Consider the following 20,422-nt stretch of genomic DNA (forward strand, 5'->3'; position numbering starts at 1 on the left):
ACGGGGCACTATGCGTGAACCAGACACTGCACAGGTCGCCAAGACTTTCGACGCAATGGCGGCGCACTACGACCGACAGATCGGGCGCTTCGAACGCTTTGTGCTCGGTGACGCCCGGAAATGGGCCGTGGACCAGGCGCATGGCCGCGTGGTCGAGATCGCCGTGGGTACCGGACTGAACCTGCCTCTCTACGGAGACGACGTCGATTACGTCATCGGCGTGGACATCTCGACTGCGATGCTCGATCAGGCCAGGCTCAAGGTCTCCGAAGGAGTGAAGACCGAAGTCGACCTACGACTCGGAGACGTGCAAGCACTCGATGTTCCCGACGAGTGCGTGGACACGTTGGTCTCGACCTACGCCTTTTGCACGATCCCCGATCCGGACCGAGTTGCGAGCGAAGCATTTCGAGTCCTGGTACCCGGTGGTCGATTCGTCCTCGCCGAGCACGGACCGAGCAAGAACGTTGTTGCTCGTACGTTGATGAAGGTCGTCGAACCGCTTTTTGTTCGGTTCGGTGCCGATCATCTCACCCGTCAACCGGTTGAATACCTCGAAAACGCCGGTTTCCTGATCGACGAGGTGCAGCGCAGCGGCCGGGGCGGAATCGTGTTTCGGGTCGTTGCGCGCAAGCCGGATCCCGAATGGACGGCACTCGGTCACTGATGTCGGAATGCCGTCCATCGGGGATCGCTCAGCCCAGACGCTCCAGGATGGTCGCGTTTGCCAACCCACCTGCCTCGCACATGGTCTGGAGTCCGTAGCGCGCGCCGCGCTGCTCCATCGCGTTGACCAGGGTGGTCATGATCCGCGTTCCGCTGCCGCCCAGTGGGTGGCCGAGCGCGATGGCGCCGCCGTGGACGTTGACCTTGGAGAGGTCGACGCCGGTGTCCGCTGCCCACGAGAGGACCACTGGGGCAAAGGCCTCGTTGACCTCGAACAGATCTATGTCCGAGACCGTCAATCCCGCACGGGCCAGGACCTTCTGCGTAGCCGGGATGACCGCGGTGAGCATGTAGAGCGGATCGTCGCCGGCAACTGCGAAGCTGTGCAATCGTGCCTTCGGGGTGAGGCCGAGTTTCGCGGCGATCTCACTGGTCGTGATCAACACCGCCGAACTGCCGTCCGAAAGCGGGCTGCTGTTGCCCGCGGTGATGGACCAGTCGATCTGTGGGAATCGCTGTGCGTAGTAGTCGGATTCGAAGGCGGTCCGTAGGCCGGCCAGGGTCTCGACCGTGGTGCCGGGGCGGATGGCCTCGTCGACCGACAGCTGCGGGAGCGTGGCGAGTTCCTTGGTGAAGTAACCACTCTCGGTTGCCAGCGCGGCTTTCCGATGGCTCGACGCCGAGAACTCGTCGAGTTGGGTGCGGCTCAGTCCCCACTTGGCAGCGATCAATTCGGCGCTGATGCCCTGCGGTACCAGACCGTCCGGATAGCGCTCTTCGAAACCCACGCCGAGTGATTCGCGCCCGATGCTGCTCGAGCCCATAGGGACTCGGCTCATCGACTCGACTCCGGCAGCGACAACGATGTCGTACGCACCGGCAATGACGCCCTGAGCGGCAAAATGAACTGCTTGTTGGCTACTTCCACACTGTCGGTCGACGGTGGTTCCCGGTACCGACTCAGGGTAGCCGGCGGCGAGAAGGGCAGTGCGAGTGACATTCTGGCTCTGTTCACCGACTTGGCTTACCGCTCCACCGATGACGTCGTCGATCAGTGCTGCATCGATTCCAGTGCGTTCGACTACCGCCTTGAGGCTGTGGGCGAGGAGGTCGACGGCGTTGATGCCGTGCAGGGCGCCGTTCGCCTTTCCCTTGCCGATCGGAGTGCGAACGGCTTCGACGATAACTGCGTCTCTCATGACAAATTCCTTTCAGGGATGGCGGATTCAACAGGGACAACCGGGGTGGGTGTGGTCGCAGGCGTCATTCCCAGTGATGCCAGGGCAGACACAAGCGCGACGGCAAAGATCACCCACCAGGCCTGGCGGAAGGTGTCGTAGTCGACAGCAGAGCCGAGAACCGCGATCAGAACGCTCACGCCGAGAACGGTTCCGATCTGTCGGCTCATGCTGACGATTGCGCTACCGGTGGCCGATCTGGCAGGTGCCAGATCCGCCGTGGCCTGCGACAGAATGGTCGGCAGGGCAAGACCGACACCGATCCCGGCGATGATCCAGCCTGGTAGGAGTCCGGTCGCGTAGTTAGGCGTCGTATCAACCGAGACGAGAACGAGTACGGTTCCGACTGCCCACAGAAGGCTGCCGAGTGCGGCGACGCGTCCCGCCGAGTACCTGCGCGTCAGCGATCCGCCGGCGATGGCGAACAGCGGAACGAGAAGCGGACCCGGTGAGACGGCGAAACCGGTTCGCAGAGCGGAGTATCCCCAGGCTTCCTGGAGCCACAGGATGTTCGAGAGAAGACCCGCGGCGAATGCTGCGCTGAACAGGATGGCGGTGACGTTGGACCAGGCAAACGAGCGGATCTTCAGAAGATCCGGAGCAATCAACGGAGTCCGGTGACGAGAGTTGCTCCACCAGAACGAGAGTAGTGTCACGGTGGCCACGGCGAAGGCGATCAGAACGCGATTGTCGGTCCATCCCCAGTCCGGACCCTGGACGAGTGCCAGCGCGAGAGAGCCGATTCCGACGGTGAGGAGGGCAGCGCCGACGAAGTCGATACCGGCATCGGGGTCCTTGTGTGTTGTATCCGGTACGAGTCGGACTGCGAAGTAGAGCAACACGATGCCCACTGGAACATTGATCAGGAAGACCCAGCGCCACGAGGCCTCTACGAGGATGCCGCCCACGACAGGGCCGAATGCAGCTGCTGCAGCGCCGGCGGCTGCCCAGATGCGAACGCCGGATTGACGTTTCGCGGCGGGAAGCGCATTGATCAGAAGCCCGAGGCTGGCCGGGGTGAGCGCTGCGGCGCCGACTGCCTGGACGATACGGAAGGCCACCAGTGCCCACAAGGACGGGCTGAAGGCACAGGCGGCGCTGGCGAGGGTGAACAGTGCGAGGCCGGCGATGAAGGCGCGCTTGTGCCCGATCCTGTCCGCCCAGCGTCCGAGGGGTATCAACAGTGCGGCGTAGACGATCGCGTAGCTGTTGAGGATCCAACTGAACTCGCCGAGCGAGTGACCCGGGTAGCTCTTGGCGATGTCGCCGAAGGCCACGTTGACCACAAAAAGATCGAGGCTGGCGACAAACGGCGCCCCCGACAGTATCGCGAGCAGGGGTCCGGTCCGAACCGGCTGGCTATGAAGTTCCATAGTCAGCAATCTAGACTCTGGCTATGGTTATGGCAAGCCAGGGGGTATGGTGAATTGCATGGACGCTGTACGACTGACCGGAGTGCTCGAAGATCGCGACGCCTGGCGGGCCACGCACTGTTCGATCGGGCGGGCCATGGAAGTGGTCGGCACTCGATCCGCGATACTCATTCTGCGAGAGGCCTATTACGGCACAACGCGTTTCGACGACTTCGCGTCGCGAGTCGGCATCACCGAGGCGGTTGCGTCGGCGAGGCTGAAAGAACTCACTGAGGCGGGACTGTTCGAGCGTGTGCCGTACAAGGAGCCTGGAAAGCGGACGCGGCACGAGTACGTGCTCACCGAGAAGGGCCGTGACCTGCTGCCGGCGGTTCTCGCGCTGATGCAGTGGGGCGACAAGTATCTGCACGGCGGAAAAGGTGGACCGTTGGAGGTGGCCGACGACGCTACTGGTGAGCGCGTTCGCGTCGAGGTGCGCAGTGAGTCGGGTCGTGAAGTGCCTTTGGGGGAGTTGCGAGTCTCTGTCAACGAATCGCGTCGGCGGTTGCGCGAATAGCGATGCATCTCAACAGCTCTCGAGTGTAGGTCTTCTTGAAGTTGTCCGGTTTGTCTCTGGTTATCGAAAGTATGTTCGATTAAACTTTGAGCATGGACAGTCGGGAAGCATGGCAACTGGATAGCGAGGACCTCAAGGGTGAGGTTCTGGATCTGGTGCGCGCCCGACACGAGTTGCAGTCGCGGATGGTGTTGCTGATCGTGGAGATGTTTTCCCGGGACGTTCTCGGTGGGAAGGGTTTTCGGGCGATCGCACAGTGGTTGCATGGTTCGACGAATCTGGAGATCGGTGAGTGCAGTCTGCTGGTCGGGTTGGCGCGGTTGTTGATGCTCGAACCGGTTGTCGGCGATGCGTTTCATCGTGGTGACGTGGATGCGTTGAAAGCCCGTCAGGTGGCGTCGTTTTGTCAGCATCCGCCGAAGAACATGACCCTGGCGGATGTGGACAAGGCTCGCGGGATCCTGTTGGGGTTGGCGTCGAAGAACATTGCCGATTGTGATGCGGTGCGGGCGGCGATCCGGCGGATCGAGAAGCAGTACGGAAAACGCGAAGACGGCGTCCCGGTCGGCGAGGATTCCGAACGTAACGAGTTCTACGCCTCGAAAGGGTTGTACGGACGGGTGACCGTGAAGGGCGATCTGGATGCTGTGAACGGGGCCCGTCTGATCACGTTGTTGTCGAGCCTGTCTGCGCCGACACCGGAAAAAGACGGCGTGAAGGACACACGCACGCCGGCGCTACGGCGGGCGGATGGGTTTTGCGAGTTGTTGCGCCGGTACGAGCGGGCGGGGTTGGGTCCGATCGAAGGCGGAGTGAAACCGCACATCACAGTCACCGCCAGTGCAAAAGACATGACCGACCTCAAAGCATTGAAGGATCTACTGCCGTCGACTCAGGAACTGGGTTTCGCGTGGGCGGATTGGGTGGGTCCGATCAGTATCGATACTGCACGGATGTTGGCGTGCGACTGCACCGTGACGCGGATCCTCCTGGACGAGAATGGTGTTCCGCTCGACTGCGGTAAGGAAGCGAGAACGGCGACGGTTCCGCAGCGGCGGGCGTTGGCGGTTCGTGATGGTGGGTGTGCGTTTCCGGGATGCGGGACACCGTCGGGGTGGTGCGATGCTCATCATATTGTTCACTGGAACGTTGGTGGCCCAACGGATCTCGACAATCTGATCTTGTTGTGCGGTCATCATCATCGGACGATGCACCACACCGAGTGGCGGGTGGAGATCGGGCCGGATCGCAAATCGGTGTTCTATCCGCCGATGTCTGTTGATCCGTATCAGCAGCCGATCGGCGGGAACAGCCCACCCACCGCGGCGTGAATCGCGACAACTGAAGACGTGAGCACCGGGGCACCTCTACGCCCCGGTGCTCGAGCTCGCGTTTGGGAGTCCCCGCGTTTGGGAGTTTTGTGGCAGGGCGTCAGCTCAGTGACTTCTTGAACCCGACATGGGAGGCCACAAATCCGAGTCGCTCGTAGAAGTCGTGAGCTTCCTTGCGAGTTTGATCCGAGGTGAGCTGCGCCAGAAACGCGCCGCGCCGGGCACCTTCTTCGCAGGCCCATCGGATCATCGAACTGCCGATGCCTTTACTTCGGTAGTCCTCGTGGACGCGAACTGCTTCGATCTGCAGTCGCGTGGCACCCATCCGGCTCATACCCGGAATGAAGGTCAATTGCATTGTGCCGATTACCGCGTCGCCGACCAGAACGGTGACGAGAAGTTGAGCCGGATCCTCGTCGATTCGCTTGAACGCGTCCTCGTAGATCGTTCGGGCTTCGGGGTTGGTCGTCTCCCGGGTGCTGCCGATCGGGTCGTCGGCGAGCAAGTCGATCAGTGCCTCCACGTGTCGAATCTCGGCCCGCGTGAGGGTGTACTCCACTCCGCCGGACTGAAATGACGTCGCAATCATCGATGCTCCCCTGAAGAAGAATGAATGTCTGAAATGTCAGACTCTCACGAGTCTCCTCCAGCGCACTCGATCACGTCCAAAAACGCATGAGGGCGTTACCGAGCATGGCGTAGTAGTCGGACACACCGCTCAATTCGAAGATCCAGTAGATCGCGTCGAAGAAGACGACATTGATCTGTGGGACGAACAGGAGCGCAACCAGCAGGAGCAGTCCGTACGGCTTGAACTGGTCGAGTTGGTGCCGTGTGTTGGGTGCGAGGTAGGGCTCCAGCGCGTTGTAACCGTCCAGACCCGGGACTGGGAGCAGGTTCAAAACTGTTGCCATGACCTGCAAGAAGGCCAGGAAACTGAGGCCGGCCCAGAACGTCAGATGCTCGGCCGATGAGCCGTACGTACGTATGACGACGAGGAGGATCACGGCGGCGACGGCATTCGTGAACGGACCGGCGAGCGATATTCGGGCCTGCACCTTGGGCGGGAACATCCCGGTGCGCAGGTACACGGCGCCGCCGGGAAGCCCGATGCCGCCCAATGCGATGAACAGCACCGGCAGACCGATCGAGAGCATCGGATGGCTGTACTTGAGCGGGTTGAGCGTCAGGTAGCCACGAGCCTCGACGTCGGTGTCTCCATGACGCCACGCCAGATAGGCATGCGCGAATTCGTGCAAGCAGAGCGTGACCACCCAGCCGGCAACCACGAGGACAAAAACACCCGCGCGGCCCGCGATGGAACCCCACGTCGAGTTCCAAGCGACGATTCCGGCGATGACAGTGATCGCAACGACGCCGAGGAAGACAGGGCTCGGCCGAACCGCCGACCGTGCTGCTCCGGTTCTCACCTGACCAACAACCAAGTCTTGTCGTGCCGGTAGAAGGTCGAACGCTTCAGATCGCGTGGGTTGGCCACCCCGTCGCGTACCAGTCGCGCTGCCGGCGAGCCCAGTTGAATGGCTCGGCCTTCCAGCCAGCGTCGCCCGCTCCAGCGGCTCTTGCGGTCGACTGATGCCTTGATCCCGGGGAGCTTGGGGCTCGGCACTATCCGGATGCCGGGGACTGTGCCGGAGAACAGCTTGTTGTCGTCGACGTAGGCCTCGCCGATCAGTTCGTCTGCATCCGCCGGACCCGTGACAGTTGCTGCACCTACCAGCGCGATTCCAGCGTCGTCGCGAATGAGCGGCACGGTGTGGACTGTGCCTTTCAAGGCCGCGCGCGCAGCTCTTGCACCGGTCGCGAGTTTGTACGCGTCGGTTGCGTCGGACCTGTTCTCGGTGACGTAGGCGAGTTCGACGTTGAGTCGCTCCAATCGCATCAACCGCGTCAATGCCGCGGCAAACGCGCCGTCGTTACCCACGACGATCAAGCGAGGTTCCGTGACGACCTGCAGTTGGGACAGGGCCTCGTCGAAGTCTTGCTTCTCCGGAAGTTCAGGGACAGTGAACGACGTGAGTTCACCCAGGGGGAGTGGAACCGGCGAATCGCCACATTTGAGCACCACAGGGGTCAAAGCCACTCCTAGCTCGATCAAGACTTCTTCACGGGTAGTGGGACCTCGCCACCCTTCCCCGAAATGGCCGTCCGAATCACTGCCGACGATCTTAGTGCGAGTGTCTGTGTCGACTCGCAATCGTGATGGTCACCGGCCAAATTCTGGACCGTCAGGTCTGGTCTGGTGCTCTGGGCTAGACTGCTCCTTCGGTCACTGCAACAGTTCGGCGCTGCATCATGTGCGCGGAAGCCAGGCAGTACCAATGCGGCGGGACAACTGCTGCACGTCGACCGTAGGAGACAACGTCATGCCGGCAATCGTCCTGATCGGCGCCCAGTGGGGCGACGAAGGTAAGGGCAAAGCTACAGATCTACTGGGCGAGCAGCTTCAGTGGGTCGTGCGATACCAGGGCGGTAACAACGCCGGACACACCGTGGTTCTGCCGAACGGTGACAAGTTCGCACTGCACCTCATCCCGTCCGGAATCCTCACCCCCGCCGTCAACAACGTCATCGGTAACGGTGTCGTCGTCGACCCGGGTGTGTTGTTGACCGAATTGGCAGGCCTGGAAGAGCGCGGCGTGGACACGTCCCGCCTGCTGCTTTCTGCTGATGCGCACCTGATCATGCCGTACCACGTGGCCATCGACAAGGTCACCGAACGCTTCCTGGGAGCGAAGAAGATCGGCACGACCGGCCGCGGTATCGGCCCGTGCTACCAGGACAAGATCGCCCGTGTCGGTGTCCGTGCCGCGGACGTCCTTGACGAGAAGATCCTGACCCAGAAGGTCGAAGCAGCACTCGAATTCAAGAACCAGGTGCTGGTCAAGATCTACAACCGCAAGGCACTCGACCCGCAGCAGGTCGTCGAAGAGGTACTGACGCAGGCCGAGGGTTTCAAGCACCGCATCTCGGACACGCGCCTGGAGCTCAACCTCGCCCTCGAGCGCGGCGAGACCGTTCTACTCGAAGGTTCGCAGGGCACTCTGCTGGACGTCGACCACGGCACGTACCCGTACGTGACCTCGTCCAACCCCACTTCGGGTGGTGCGGCGGTCGGTTCGGGAATCGGTCCCACCAAGATCACCACAGTGCTCGGCATCCTGAAGGCGTACACGACGCGTGTCGGTTCCGGTCCGTTCCCGACGGAGCTGTTCGACGATCACGGCGCATACCTGGCGAAGCAGGGCGGCGAGGTCGGTGTCACCACCGGACGCGCTCGTCGTACGGGATGGTTCGACGCTGTCATCGCGCGTTACGCGACGCGCGTCAACGGCATCACCGACTACTTCCTCACCAAGCTGGACGTGCTGAGCAGCCTCGACACCGTGCCGATCTGTGTCGCGTACGAGGTGGACGGTGTCCGCCACGACGAAATGCCGATGTCACAGAGCGACATTCACCACGCCAAGCCCATCTACGAAGAGATGCCCGGCTGGTGGGAAGACATCTCGGAGGCTCGCACCTTCGAGGAACTGCCGCAGAATGCGCAGAACTACGTGCTTAGGCTCGAAGAGCTTTCGGGTGCGTTCATCTCCTGCATCGGTGTCGGCCCCGGCCGCGACGAAACGATCGTCCGGCGCGAGATCGTCCGCTAGTTCGTTCCCTCGAAATCCCCGCTCATGCAAGCATGAGCGGGGATTTCGTGTTTCAAGCCAGCTTCGACAAGTGTGCGGTGACGGTCTTCCAGTCGGGAAACTTGGTGCTGCCGAACTTGATCCACTCGCCCTCGAATCGATCTGCTCCGTTTGCTCCGCGGTCGTCGACGAGGTAGTCGCCACGATTGAGGTGTTTGTGGTGCGAGAGGATCAGACGTTTGTATGCGACGCTGCCTTCCTCCATTCCGAGGTGCTCTTGGACCCACAGAACCTTGTCGTGCCAGGCTGTGGCGTTCTTCCACGGCGCTGTCGAGAGGATGTAGGTGTCGAACTGCTGTGCCAGTTGGTGGTAGGCGTCGATAGCGCCGTCGAGAGGATCCATGCGAGAGAAGATGTGCGGCGCTTCATCGAGGTCGTTCTTGTACTTCTCTCGGACGCCGTCGGTCAGGCGATCGATGCCCGACTGGAAGTTGACCAAGGTGTTGTCGAGATCGATATAGAGAATCTTTTTGGAAGCCGGCATGGGAACCCTCTCTGGAGACTTTCTGAGTGCGAAAAGAGTCCAGTTTCACGCAACTGGACTGAGATCAGTGAATTCTTCCCCCTGATCACAATCGCACGGGGGTCTGACAGCGTCGTTCTCGCGGTCTGAAGTCTTGTCGTGGAAGATGCCGCCGAGGGGTGCTGCCAGGCGAAACTGCTCCAAACGAATGTATGTACCTTCACCTTCGGCCGGCGCGAAGAAGTAGACGAGTGCCACGAAGAGTCCGATGCCGATCAGGGTTGCGAAGGTAGTCATGGACATATGATCAACTCGACTGGTATTGAGTTACATAGCCAAGTTGTCGATACTGGACTGCATGATGACTCGAGTTCTCGGTGCCCGTTCGCTTGCGCGCGATCTGGGATCCTGGCAGGAAGAGTCCGGACGCAGGCCCGCGTACCGTGCGCTTGCCGACGGTATCCGCCTGCTCGTGCACGACGGTCGCGTTCCGCTGGGAGTCGCACTGCCGAGTGAGCGTGAACTTGCGGCGGTACTCGAACTCAGTCGAACCACGATCACGTCGTCGTACTCGGTGCTGCGAGACGAGGGGTACCTGATCAGCAGGCAGGGGTCGCGAAGCACCGTGGCATTGCCTGCCGGCGCGCGGCCGAACGGGTTGATGTTCCGCTCCCATCAACCCGGGCCGAGTGGACCCGTCGTCGACCTCAGTTACGCGGCGATGGCAGCTCCCGCCGCTCAGGTCGAACTGGCGTATGCGTCTGCGCTGCAGGAACTTCCGAACTTCCTTCCCACTCACGGGATGGAACCGGTCGGGATCGCCGACTTGCGTGACGTGATCGCGCAGCGCTACACGGCGCGGGGTCTTCCCACCACCGCCGAACAGATCATGGTGACCTCGGGTGCGCAGCACGCGCTTCGATTGTTGCTGTCGGTGCTCACCTCACCCGGCGAGCGAGTGCTGGTCGATCATCCGACGTACCCCAATGCGCTGGAAGCGATTCGGCGAAACGGCGCTCGGCCCGTACCGGTTCCGGTCCGACCGGAGTTCGCGGCAGCCGGAGCCTGGGATCTCGACGGGATTCGTAGTGCAGCAAGGCAAACCGCTGCCAGAATGGCATACCTGATCCCCGACTTTCACAACCCGACCGGCCTCTGCATGGACTCTTCCGGCCGCGCCGAGCTTGCGAAGATTGCGCACGAAACGCGAATGACTCTGGTCGTCGACGAGACGATGGTGGATCTGTGGCTCGACGCACCACCGCCGGCGCCGGTCGCCTCACATGGGCGAGGCGCAGCGAAAACCGAAGTGGTGACGCTCGGTTCGACCGCGAAGTCGCTGTGGGGCGGGCTACGTGTCGGTTGGATTCGCGCCGATGGCGCGCTCATCACCCAGTTGGTGGGGGCGCGTGCCGCGGTCGACCTCGGTACTCCCGTCATGGATCAGTTGGCAGCCGCCTACTTGCTCGCCGACGACCGCTCGTTGCTCGAACAGCGTCGCGAAGTTCTGCGAGAACAGCGTGCGGTACTCCTCGGTGCGGTGGCCGAGCATCTGCCGGACTGGCGTCCCACCATCGGTTCCGGCGGAATGTCGGTCTGGATGCGAATGTCCGCGCCCGTCTCGACGGCGTTGGCGGCGGTGGCACCCAACTTCGGCGTACTCCTTGCTGCCGGCCCCCGTTTCGGCGTCGAAGGTGCGTTCGAACGATTCATCCGCGTGCCGTACGCACGTTCTCCCGAGGACCTCATTCGCGGCGTTGCGTCCATCGCCGCTGCGTACGACACTCTCGCGACGGATCGCGACACGGCAGACCAACGAATGGTCGTCGTCTGAGAACTGGGTACACACCCTGAAAGTGGTGTGAAACCAGGAGGTAGGGCATGACGGCGGTAGACGGTACAGGCGCAGCGGGAACCAGTGCGGCGGAAGCGCTCGCAGAACGATTGTTCGCGGCCACGCTCGGGGCATCGGAGCTGCAGGCCGTGTATCTGGGCGACCGGTTGGGCTGGTACCGCGCGCTGAGCGATCACGGCCCGCTCACGTCGACGGAGCTGGCGGACCGGACAGGGACCGTCGAAAGATATGCGCGGGAGTGGCTCGAGCAGCAGGCCGTCGCCGGTTATGTGGACGTCAATTCGGATGCCGATCGCCGGTACAGCCTGCCGCAGGCCCACGCCGATGTTCTGGTCGACGACGAGAACCTTCTTTTCCTGGCGCCGCTGGCCAGGCTGTTCGTCGCGACGACGTCGTCGATGCCACGTCTACTCGACGCTTATCGTCACGGTGGGGGAGTCACGTGGGAATCGATGGGCCCCGATGCTCGCGAGGGTCAGGCGCTACTCAATCGGCCGATGTATCTCCATCAGCTCTGTCAGCAGTTTCTGCCGGTAGTCACCGACCTGCACGCCACACTTTCGGACGGCGGGCAGGTCGCTGATCTCGGGATGGGGGAGGGCTGGTCGTCGATCGCGCTCGCCCTCGGATACCCGAAGATCGAAGTGCACGGCTTCGACGTCGACGCGGCGTCGGTGAACGCTGCCCGTCGTAACGCTCATGATCGGGGGGTGGACGACCGCGTGCATTTCTCGTTGGTCGACGTCGCCGGACAGGCTCCTGAGGCCGGGCGAGCCGATGCCGGGACCTACGACGCCGTCTTCGCTTTCGAGTGCCTTCACGACGTTCCGGATCCGGTGGGTTTTCTGTCCACGGCTCGGGCGATTGCCCAGCCGGGCGCTCCGGTGATCGTGATGGACGAACGAACGGCGGATGAGTTCGATCCCGAGGCGGGTCCGATCGAGCAATTGCTGTACGGATTTTCGCTGACCTGCTGCTTACCGGACAGTCTTTCGCATCCGGGAAGCATTGCCACCGGGACGGTGATGAGGCACTCGACACTCGAAAGCTATGCCAAGGCGGCAGGTTTCGAGCGGGTGGACGTGCTGCCGATCGAGCACGAGATGTTCAGGTTCTACAGGTTGGGCTGACGCCCCGTGCGCCTTTTTGGTTGCAGTAACTACCAAAAAGGCGCACAGGGGCCGAAGGCCCTAGGTCCAGACCGTATCGATATCCGTCGCCTCACGCGCCGGCGCAGCAGGCGTCGTGGTGGGCGTGCGCGAGAAGCGCGGTGCGGGAGCATGCTGGGTGACGCCGTCCAGTTCGATGAGCGAACCGCGGGCTGCGATGTGTTCGTTGGACGGAGCCTCGGCGAAAGTCAGGACAGGGGAGACGCAGGCGTCGGTGCCGAGGAAGATCTTGGCCCACTCGTCGCGAGTCTTGGACAGGAACTTTTCGGTGAAGAGCTTCTTCATGTCGTCCCACTTGGACGTGTCCATCTGGTGAGGGAGCGTCGCGGGATCGAGTTCGAGGCCCTCGAGCAGCAATGCGTAGAACTGCGGTTCGATGGATCCGACGGCCATGTACTTGCCGTCGGAGGTCTCGTAGGTGTCGTAGAACGGAGCGCCGGTGTCGAGGAGATTGACGCCGCGCTCGTCGGACCAGACGCCGCGACCGCGGAATGCCCACATCATGTGGGAGAGCGCGAGGGTTCCGTCAACCATTGCCGCGTCGACGACCTGGCCCTTACCGGACGTCGAGCGCTCGACGAGAGCCGACAGAATGCCGAAGATCAGGAACATGGAACCGCCGCCGAAATCGCCGACCATGTTGAGCGGCGGGACGGGACGTTCACCCTTGCGTCCGATGGCGTTGAGGACACCGGTCAGTGAGATGTAGTTGATGTCGTGACCGGCGGCGTTGGCGAGCGGTCCTTCCTGTCCCCAGCCCGTCATACGGGCGTAGACGAGGCGCGGATTGCGCTCCGAGACCACGTCGGGTCCGAGTCCCATGCGTTCCATGACGCCGGGGCGGAAACCCTCGATGAGGACGTCGGCGCGGTCCAGGAGATCGAGCACTTTCGCGACGTCGGCCGGGTCCTTCAGGTTGGCCTCGACGATGCGGCGGCCGCGCTTGATCTGGTCGGTTGCGTTCGAGTCCTGCGGAATCTGCCCTGCGCGCTGCACGATGACGATGTCGGCGCCCATGTCCGCCAACAGTGTCGCGGCGTGCGGGCCCGGTCCCAATCCAGCGAATTCCACGATCCGAATGCCCGCGAGCGGGCCCTTCTTCTCCACAGCTTCTGCAGACACACGCACTCCCAATTCAGACGGTGACAACACTTCTGACCCGACGGTAACGTGTCGAATCGATCAGGTGTGCTCCGGGGCACTGTGTCCACCGAGGGAGGCGCCGATCACTAGACGGCGGCACCCTCGAACTGAGCGTTGTAGAGACGGAAGTACGCGCCCGCCGCTGCGATGAGTTCGTCGTGTGTGCCCTGCTCGACGATCTTGCCCGCCTCCATCACGACGATCAGATCGGCGTTACGGATGGTGGAGAGCCGGTGCGCGATGATGAAGCTGGTCCGCCCGACGCGCAACGCGGACATTGCTTGCTGCACAAGCTGTTCCGTACGTGTGTCGACTGAGCTGGTCGCCTCGTCGAGAATCAGCAGCGACGGCTCCGACAGGAATGCACGAGCGATCGTGATGAGCTGCTTCTCGCCGGAGCTGATGTTCGACGCCTCCTCGTCCAGCACGGTGTCGTACCCGTCCGGGAGGGTGTGGATGAAGCGGTCGACGAAGGCAGCGCGTGCGGCTTCGTGAATCTCGTATTCGCTGGCGTCGAGTCGGCCGTATGCGATGTTGTCGCGGATCGTGCCGCCGAAGAGCCAGGTGTCCTGCAGAACCATGCCGACGTGCTTGCGCAAGTCGGAGCGGCGCATCTGCGAGATGTCGACGTCGTCGAGAGTGATTCGGCCGGAGTCGACTTCGTAGAAGCGCATGAGCAGGTTGACCAAGGTGGTCTTGCCGGCACCGGTGGGCCCGACGATGGCGACCATCTGCCCGGGCCGGGCCGTGAGGTACACGTTCTCGATCAACGGCTTGTCCGGCTCGTACCGGAACGAGACGTTCTCGAACTCGATGTGACCGACGTTGCGATGACGTCCGGCGGGCTCGGGGAGAAGCGGCACGTCGATGTCGGGCGACTGCTCGGGTTCGTCGAGAAGCTCGAAGACCCGCTCCGCCGACGCGGCTCCGGACTGCAGGCTGGTCGACATGGACGCGATCTGCGTCAGTGGCTGGCTGAACTGGCGCGAATAGACGATGAAGGCCTGAACGTCACCGAGTGACATGTTGCCGCTGGCGACCTTGAGAGCGCCGACCACAGCGAGCAGCACGTAGGTGATGTTTCCGACGAAGTTCATGACCGGCATGATCAGGCTGGAGAGGAACTGTGCGCCGAAGGACGCGTCGAGGAGCTTCTTGTTCTGCTCGGCGAATTCACGCTCGGCTTCGGCCTGATGCCCGTACACGCGTACCAGGTCGCGACCGCTGTAGTTCTCCTCGATCTGCGCGTTGATCTTGCCCGTCTCGGTCCACTGAGCCTTGTACAACACCTGTGCTCGCTTGGCGACCCTGGCAACGAGGAGCACCGATACCGGCACCGCGATCAGGGCGATCAGGGCGAGCATCGGAGAGATGACGAACATCATCGTCAGGACGCCGAGGACGGTGAGCACCGACGTCAGGAGCGAGGTCAACGTCGACGACAGCGTCGACGAGATGTTGTCGATGTCGTTGGTGACGCGGCTGAGGATCTCGCCGCGCGGTGTCTTGTCGAAATACGGAAGGGGGAGACGGTGAAGCTTCGCCTCCACCGAGGCACGCAGGTTGTAGATGGTCTTCTGGACGATGATGTTGAGGAGGAATGCTTCCAACCAGGCAAGCAGCGACGAGAGCAAGTACACGCCGATCGCGAGCATGACGACCTTGCCGATGGCGTCGAAGTTCAGACCCACACCGGGAACGACGTCGGTCGAGTTGGCGACAAGATCGGCGAACGTCGAATTCCCTGATGCCCGGATGGCGTCTGCGGCCTGCTCGCGGGTCAGTCCGGCGGGCAGGCTCTTGCCGATGAACCCGGCGAAGATGAGGTCTGTCGCGTGACCGAGGATCTTCGGCACTGCGACGGAGAGTGCGATGCTGGCGATCGTCGCAACGACGACACAGAAGACCGCAAACTTGTGCGGCTGCAGAAGCGAGAGAAGCCGCTTCATCGTCGCCTTGAAGTGGCGAGGTTTGGTGTCCGTCGCGGTCAGCGCGGGCTTCGGCTCTTTGTCGGGGGTCTCGGGGTTACTCGACTTCGCATCCCCGTCCGCGGATTCAGGTTCGCTCGGAATCTTGGCGAACACCACCGTCGGGGCATCGTCGAAGTACTGGCTGTTGGGGCCGCCCCATGTCGGGTCCTGCGGGCTGGTCATGCGCTCATCTCCGCGGGAATCTGGGAAGCCACGATCTCTTGGTACGTCGGACAGTTGGCCAGAAGGAACTGATGGTCGCCGAGGCCGACCGGCGCACCGTCTTCGAGGACCATGATCTGGTCGGCATCGATGATGGATGCGACGCGCTGAGCCACGATGATGACCGTCGAATGAGTCGAAACCGTCCGGAGTTCGCGTCGGACCGCGGCGTCCGTATGCATGTCGAGAGCGGAGAACGAATCGTCGAAGACGAAGATCCGGGGTCTGCGGACCACCGCTCTGGCGATGGCGAGACGTTGTTTTTGTCCGCCCGAGAGATTGCCGCCGCCCTGGGCGATCGGTGACTCGAGACCGTCGGACAGCTCCCGGACGAAGTCGTCTGCCTGGGCGATGGTGAGGGCTGCCCAGATCTCGTCGTCGGTGGCGGTCGGGTTTCCGTAGCGGATATTGCTCGCGATCGTGCCGGCGAACAGATAGGCCTTCTGGGGCACGTATCCGAAGTTGGCGAAGAGTTCGTCCTGATCCCAGCCACGGACGTCCAAGCCGTCGACCAGGACGGCGCCGGCTGTGACGTCGAAGAGCCGGGGGATGAGTGAGACGAGGGTCGATTTGCCACTGCCCGTACTGCCCACGATCGCGGTGACCGTGCCTGGCATGCATCGCATCGAAACATTCGACAGAACCGGCGTTTCTGCTCCTGGATACGTGAATCCGGCTCCACCGAACTCGACCACGCCGTATGGGCTGGTCGGGCGAAGGGGCTGGGCCGGCGCGGGCACGGTCGCCTCGGTGTCGAGTACTTCGGTGATGCGGTCGGCGCACACGGCTGCGCGGGGGATCACGACGGCCAACATGGTCGCCATGACCACGGACATCAGGATCTGCATGACGTAGGCGAGGAAGGCGCTGATCTGGCCGATCTGCATGTCTCCGGTATCGACCAGATGCGCGCCGAACCACAGCACCGCGACGCTCGACAGGTTGGCGATCAACATGACGGTGGGCAGCAGAACCGCCTGGTACCGGCCGATGAGGAGCGAAGTGTCGGTCAGTTCCTTGTTGGCCTTGTCGAAGCGGATCGTTTCGTCGGGTTCGCGAACGAAGGCGCGAATGACACGCATACCGGTGAGCTGTTCGCGCAGTGATCGATTGATGTTGTCGATCCGCGTCTGCATCGTCCGGAAATGCGGGATCAGCTTGGCCACCACGACCGAGACGGTGATGCCGAGCAGTGGTACCGAAATCGTCAGGAGCCAGGACATCTGCAGGTTCTCGCGCAGAGCCATGATGATGCCGCCGATGCACATAAGTGGGGCGCTGACGAGCATCGAGGACGTCAGCATGACCAGGGCCTGGATCTGCAGGACGTCGTTGGTGTTGCGTGTGATCAGCGTCGGCGCACCGAAACTGTTGAATTCGCGATCCGAGAAACTGCCGACTGCCTTGTAAAAGGCGCCTCGAACGTCGTGGCCGAAGCCCATCGACGATTTTGCAGCCAGATAGGTCGATGCGACCGACGCGATGATCGACGCAAGCGAGACCAGGAGCATGATCCCGCCGGTGGACATGATGAATCCGGTGTCGCCTCGGGCGACGCCGTCGTCGATGATCCGCGCGTTGAGTGTGGGGAGGACCAACGACGCGATGGCCCCGAAGAGTTGCAGTGCGAGGACCCCGGCAAGCAACCAGCGGTACGGCGGCAGGTACGTCTTGAGGAGTTTTGCTAGCACGACGGTTCCCGGTGAGTTGCCTCGGTTGCCGCTCGTTCGCGATTGATCACACGCACACGGTATGACAGATCGCGGTCGAGGTTGGCACCGACTCTGACGATTGCATCCTTTTGTCCTAATTGACTGTGATCTCGAACACACTCGAATTCGAGATTGGATTCAGGTCACAGCACCTGAACTGCAGGTTTACATATTCATCCAATGTGTCACGTTTTCGATTGGACAGAAACAAACTGGACGTACGTATTTAGCTTGGCTACAAAGACGTGCAGCGAACAAAACGTGCGCCGCGTCATAGATATTCATGCAAGGAGTCACATATGGGATCCCTCGGAAACCTCCTCAAGGCCAACGGTATGGGCTGGGGCATTCTCCAGCTTCTGCCCCTGGTCAACATGCTCAAAACCCTTCAGGGGCTGGACACCGCGAGCTCGAACTCCTGACGTTCGACCTCGAGAAATCTTCCGAAACAACACAGGAGTAGTCGCATGACCTCGATTCAGAATCTCGACGCCTTCCTCAAGAGCGTTCTTGCATTCGTGACCAAGTTGAACGCGGGATCGGCAGACGGCTCGGGTTCGGCCGGTTCGGCCGCCGAGTAGTTCTCGGTCCTCACTTCATCTCAACTGCATTCCGACAAAAGGAGGCCCGACATGGGTTCATTCGAAGACTTCAGCGGCGTCGTCAAGACGTTCATTCCGGTGCTCAAGGACCTGTTCACGGCACTCGGTGGTGGCTCTCTCACCCCTGGGACGGGATCGGCGGCCGATAAGTAAGTCCAGTTTGTCCGAAAGTGTGGCTCGCAGTTGTCTGTGGGTCACACTTTTCGGCTTTTCACTGTGAGCGAAATCACATTATGGGACATTCTAGAGGGTGAATTTGCGCTTTGAACTGCAATTATCCGTAAAGGTGTGACCGAAAGTCCGCATTGATAGCTATTAGGTAGCTAGACAAGTGTGGAAAGCCGGTCTATAAATGCAGGCAGCGCCAAGTAAGTGCGCTACATCACAGCTCGGGATGTTGTTCGGGGGGCGGTTCAGCCATCCGTGCGGCAGAAGTTCCCGAACCATCTCGGCCACCGCCTGCGGCCGGAATGGCGCTGGAACATCACACCACCTCACATACAGGAGAACCTCCTATGTTCGGATCACTCAGCACCCTCGGACCCCTGCTCACCGCGCTCGGAGCTTTCCTCAAGTCCGTTCCCACCGAATCGCTGTCCGGCAAGGGCGAGGGCTCGTCCACCGGTTCACTCTCGGGTCTGTCCAGCGGATCCGCCGAGTAGTCATCCCTTCCGGCGGGTCCATTCGGCTCTGCCGATCGGATTGCATGCAGGTGCCCTCTGTCCACTGTCGTGGCCGGAGGGCACTCGCGTTTGCGGAGATGGTCGCAGCTGCCGTTTTGGCATGTGAACACAGAACTGCGAGTGGCAGCACCTGCGTACGATGGTTCGACGACATCGGCATACGGTCACCGCGACGTCCGGTGCTCCCGAATTCAGAGGTAGCCGACCGCGAGGTGACGCATGATAGGGACGAGTCGCTTTCTGCGCCTTCTCCTAGTGCTGGCCGTCGTACTTGCGGCATCGTTGATCGGCATCCTCACGCGCCCACCAGGTTTGCTCGCGACATTCTGGTGCGCCAACGCCATTCTGCTGGGAATGATGGTCAGATGGCCGGTCCTGATCGAATGGCGGACGTGGATCGCCGCGGCCGTCGGATACGTCTGCGCTGACCTGATTACGGGCAACTCGCTGTCGCTTGCCCTGCAGCTGAACGGGGCCAACCTCGCCGGAGTGACGCTCGGTGTTCTCGTTCTGTACTACTTGAAGCGCACACCGTTCCGATTGGTCGATTCGCAGTCGCTGGTATGGATGGTCTTCGTCTCGTTCGTGGCGGCGACTGGTACCGCGGCCACGGCCGGCGCCTTGGACCGGCTCTTACGCGGTCAGTCCTTTGCCGACACGTTTTTCCACTGGGGTGCCACCGAGGTCATGGCGTACCTGCTGGTCCTTCCTCTCATTCTCACTCTCACCATCCCGTCGAGCCTTGCCGAGTTCCGCAGGAAACTGACCGCCAGAACTGTCGCCGCTCTGAGCGTTCCGCTACTCGCCACTGCAGCCTGCGTGCCGATCGCCCTCAGTATCGAAGGGCCGATTGCGCTGGTCTTGCCGATTCCAGCTCTCCTCTGGTGTGCCACTCGCATCTCGGTTCCGAGCACTGCCTTCGTTTCAGTGGTCTGGTCGGTGTGGTCACTCATGATGGCGGGTAGCGGTCGACTCGACATCGGAGATCAAGCCGCCTCGACGTGGAACGAGGACGTCATCACGTCCATAGCGGTCACCCTGATCGCGTTGGGGCCGATAGCGGTTGCCTGTGCGACCGAGGAACGCCGTGCTGCCGAGCGTGAGCTCTTCCTTGCCGTCGAATTCGACCATCTGACCGGGGTCCTCTCGCGCGGTGCGTTCCTCGGCCACGCGGAAGCGGAACTTGCCGACGCGGCTCGCACACAATCTCCGGTCGGCCTGCTGATGCTCGACCTGGACCACTTCAAGAGCATCAACGACACGCATGGACATATGACCGGTGACAGCGTTCTCGCGAACTTCGCCGAGCGGGCCGCTGACCGATTGTCGGACGGCGATCTGATCGGAAGGCTCGGCGGCGAGGAGTTCGCCGTTCTGCTTCCGGACTGCAGCTACGCGCGAGCAATCGATGTCGCCGAGGCGGTCCGCGGCGCGCAAGTCGAGTACTCGGCCGTATCAGATGTGACGAGCACCGTCAGCGTCGGCGTCGCGTGGGTCGATCATGCGACGCCGGCGCTGTCGACCCTCATGAGCGTCGCAGACGAGGCTCTGTACGACGCCAAGCGTGCTGGGCGCAACCTCGTGAAAGTGCACCGCGTCGGCAACGACACCGTGCCGCAACGGAATTCCGAGCCGGACACTGCCACCCGCACCTATCGCAAACCTGCGCTACCCCGAACGATCCGGCGAGGATTTGGCCGCGAAGGTGTGGTGGACGGCCGATAAC

At 62.0% G+C, this 20,422-nt stretch carries 20 protein-coding genes; 10 read left to right on the top strand and 10 right to left on the bottom strand.

All coding sequences use genetic code 11. The features are described 5' to 3' along the window. Positions 1–10: 10 nt before the first annotated feature. Positions 11–667, top strand: coding sequence for a methyltransferase domain-containing protein (locus P0M12_RS19445; protein WP_058038537.1), 657 nt, complete (start codon positions 11–13; stop codon positions 665–667). 28 nt (positions 668–695) lie between these two features. Here the strand turns inward: P0M12_RS19445 and P0M12_RS19450 are convergent, their stop codons facing one another. Together P0M12_RS19450 and P0M12_RS19455 are read right to left on the bottom strand one after the other, a co-directional pair. Further along, entirely contained in the window at positions 696–1,865 is a 1,170-nt protein-coding gene (locus P0M12_RS19450; RefSeq protein ID WP_058038536.1) for a thiolase family protein, read from the bottom strand. Continuing rightward, entirely contained in the window at positions 1,862–3,277 is a 1,416-nt protein-coding gene (locus tag P0M12_RS19455; protein ID WP_165639209.1) for an MFS transporter, read from the bottom strand. The genes P0M12_RS19450 and P0M12_RS19455 overlap by 4 nt, the downstream gene beginning before the upstream one ends. A 58-nt stretch (positions 3,278–3,335) precedes the next feature. On the opposite strand from P0M12_RS19455, the gene P0M12_RS19460 reads away from it, so the two are divergent. Together P0M12_RS19460 and P0M12_RS19465 are read left to right on the top strand one after the other, a co-directional pair. Further along, on the top strand, positions 3,336–3,833 hold the full coding sequence (locus tag P0M12_RS19460) for a helix-turn-helix domain-containing protein (RefSeq protein ID WP_007726791.1): 498 nt from the start codon (positions 3,336–3,338) through the stop codon (positions 3,831–3,833). Positions 3,834–3,925: 92 nt separating this feature from the next. After that, a complete protein-coding gene (locus P0M12_RS19465; RefSeq protein ID WP_212633978.1) occupies positions 3,926–5,164 on the top strand; it encodes an HNH endonuclease signature motif containing protein in 1,239 nt (412 codons plus the stop codon). Between the two features lie 100 nt (positions 5,165–5,264). On the opposite strand, the gene P0M12_RS19470 is transcribed toward P0M12_RS19465, so the two are convergent. From P0M12_RS19470 to P0M12_RS19480, 3 genes are all read right to left on the bottom strand, one after another. Continuing rightward, entirely contained in the window at positions 5,265–5,753 is a 489-nt protein-coding gene (locus P0M12_RS19470; RefSeq protein ID WP_007726792.1) for a GNAT family N-acetyltransferase, read from the bottom strand. Between the two features lie 70 nt (positions 5,754–5,823). Beyond that, positions 5,824–6,594: a site-2 protease family protein gene (locus P0M12_RS19475; protein ID WP_003944319.1), complete on the bottom strand. Its 771-nt coding sequence runs from the start codon at positions 6,592–6,594 to the stop codon at positions 5,824–5,826. Then, positions 6,591–7,265, bottom strand: coding sequence for a hypothetical protein (locus P0M12_RS19480; protein WP_080726714.1), 675 nt, complete (start codon positions 7,263–7,265; stop codon positions 6,591–6,593). The genes P0M12_RS19475 and P0M12_RS19480 overlap by 4 nt, the downstream gene beginning before the upstream one ends. Before the next feature lie 283 nt (positions 7,266–7,548). Between P0M12_RS19480 and P0M12_RS19485 the strand changes: the two genes are divergently transcribed. Continuing rightward, positions 7,549–8,838 (top strand): adenylosuccinate synthase, encoded by a 1,290-nt coding sequence (locus P0M12_RS19485; protein ID WP_003944351.1) that lies wholly within the window; start codon positions 7,549–7,551, stop codon positions 8,836–8,838. A gap of 52 nt (positions 8,839–8,890) precedes the next feature. Here P0M12_RS19485 and P0M12_RS19490 read toward each other — a convergent pair whose 3' ends face one another. Further along, complete coding sequence (locus P0M12_RS19490) at positions 8,891–9,361, bottom strand: 5'-3'-deoxyribonucleotidase (RefSeq protein ID WP_042951097.1); 471 nt, start codon at positions 9,359–9,361, stop codon at positions 8,891–8,893. Between the two features lie 45 nt (positions 9,362–9,406). Continuing rightward, positions 9,407–9,637, bottom strand: coding sequence for a hypothetical protein (locus tag P0M12_RS19495; RefSeq protein WP_003944349.1), 231 nt, complete (start codon positions 9,635–9,637; stop codon positions 9,407–9,409). 61 nt (positions 9,638–9,698) lie between these two features. Here P0M12_RS19495 and P0M12_RS19500 point away from each other — a divergent pair, with 61 nt between their 5' ends. Then, positions 9,699–11,174 carry a PLP-dependent aminotransferase family protein gene (locus tag P0M12_RS19500; protein ID WP_054827550.1) on the top strand — a complete coding sequence of 492 codons (1,476 nt, stop codon included), beginning with the start codon at positions 9,699–9,701 and terminating at the stop codon, positions 11,172–11,174. A 47-nt stretch (positions 11,175–11,221) separates the two neighbouring features. Further along, positions 11,222–12,325 carry a class I SAM-dependent methyltransferase gene (locus P0M12_RS19505; RefSeq protein ID WP_003944389.1) on the top strand — a complete coding sequence of 368 codons (1,104 nt, stop codon included), beginning with the start codon at positions 11,222–11,224 and terminating at the stop codon, positions 12,323–12,325. A 60-nt stretch (positions 12,326–12,385) separates the two neighbouring features. On the opposite strand, the gene P0M12_RS19510 is transcribed toward P0M12_RS19505, so the two are convergent. The 3 genes from P0M12_RS19510 to P0M12_RS19520 all read right to left on the bottom strand — a co-directional run bounded on the left by P0M12_RS19510 (position 12,386) and on the right by P0M12_RS19520 (position 17,390). After that, on the bottom strand, positions 12,386–13,486 hold the full coding sequence (locus P0M12_RS19510) for a CaiB/BaiF CoA-transferase family protein (protein WP_234552035.1): 1,101 nt from the start codon (positions 13,484–13,486) through the stop codon (positions 12,386–12,388). A 107-nt stretch (positions 13,487–13,593) separates the two neighbouring features. Beyond that, entirely contained in the window at positions 13,594–15,660 is a 2,067-nt protein-coding gene (locus P0M12_RS19515; protein WP_003944426.1) for an ABC transporter ATP-binding protein, read from the bottom strand. After that, positions 15,657–17,390 (bottom strand): ABC transporter ATP-binding protein, encoded by a 1,734-nt coding sequence (locus P0M12_RS19520; protein WP_118602870.1) that lies wholly within the window; start codon positions 17,388–17,390, stop codon positions 15,657–15,659. Before P0M12_RS19520 ends, P0M12_RS19515 begins: the two co-directional genes overlap by 4 nt. A gap of 320 nt (positions 17,391–17,710) precedes the next feature. Between P0M12_RS19520 and P0M12_RS19525 the strand changes: the two genes are divergently transcribed. The 4 genes from P0M12_RS19525 (at position 17,711) to P0M12_RS19540 (ending at position 20,421) form a co-directional block, all read left to right on the top strand. Further along, a complete protein-coding gene (locus P0M12_RS19525) occupies positions 17,711–17,833 on the top strand; it encodes a hypothetical protein (protein ID WP_003944443.1) in 123 nt (40 codons plus the stop codon). A gap of 210 nt (positions 17,834–18,043) precedes the next feature. Further along, a complete protein-coding gene (locus P0M12_RS19530) occupies positions 18,044–18,166 on the top strand; it encodes a hypothetical protein (RefSeq protein WP_019749478.1) in 123 nt (40 codons plus the stop codon). 362 nt (positions 18,167–18,528) lie between these two features. Further along, a complete protein-coding gene (locus P0M12_RS19535) occupies positions 18,529–18,675 on the top strand; it encodes a hypothetical protein (protein ID WP_007726811.1) in 147 nt (48 codons plus the stop codon). A gap of 240 nt (positions 18,676–18,915) precedes the next feature. Further along, complete coding sequence (locus P0M12_RS19540; RefSeq protein ID WP_277376726.1) at positions 18,916–20,421, top strand: sensor domain-containing diguanylate cyclase; 1,506 nt, start codon at positions 18,916–18,918, stop codon at positions 20,419–20,421. Position 20,422: the final 1 nt, after the last annotated feature.

Origin of the sequence: Rhodococcus sp. RCBS9 (assembly GCF_029457415.1) — a bacterium.
GTDB classification, from domain to species: domain Bacteria; phylum Actinomycetota; class Actinomycetes; order Mycobacteriales; family Mycobacteriaceae; genus Rhodococcus_F; species Rhodococcus_F qingshengii.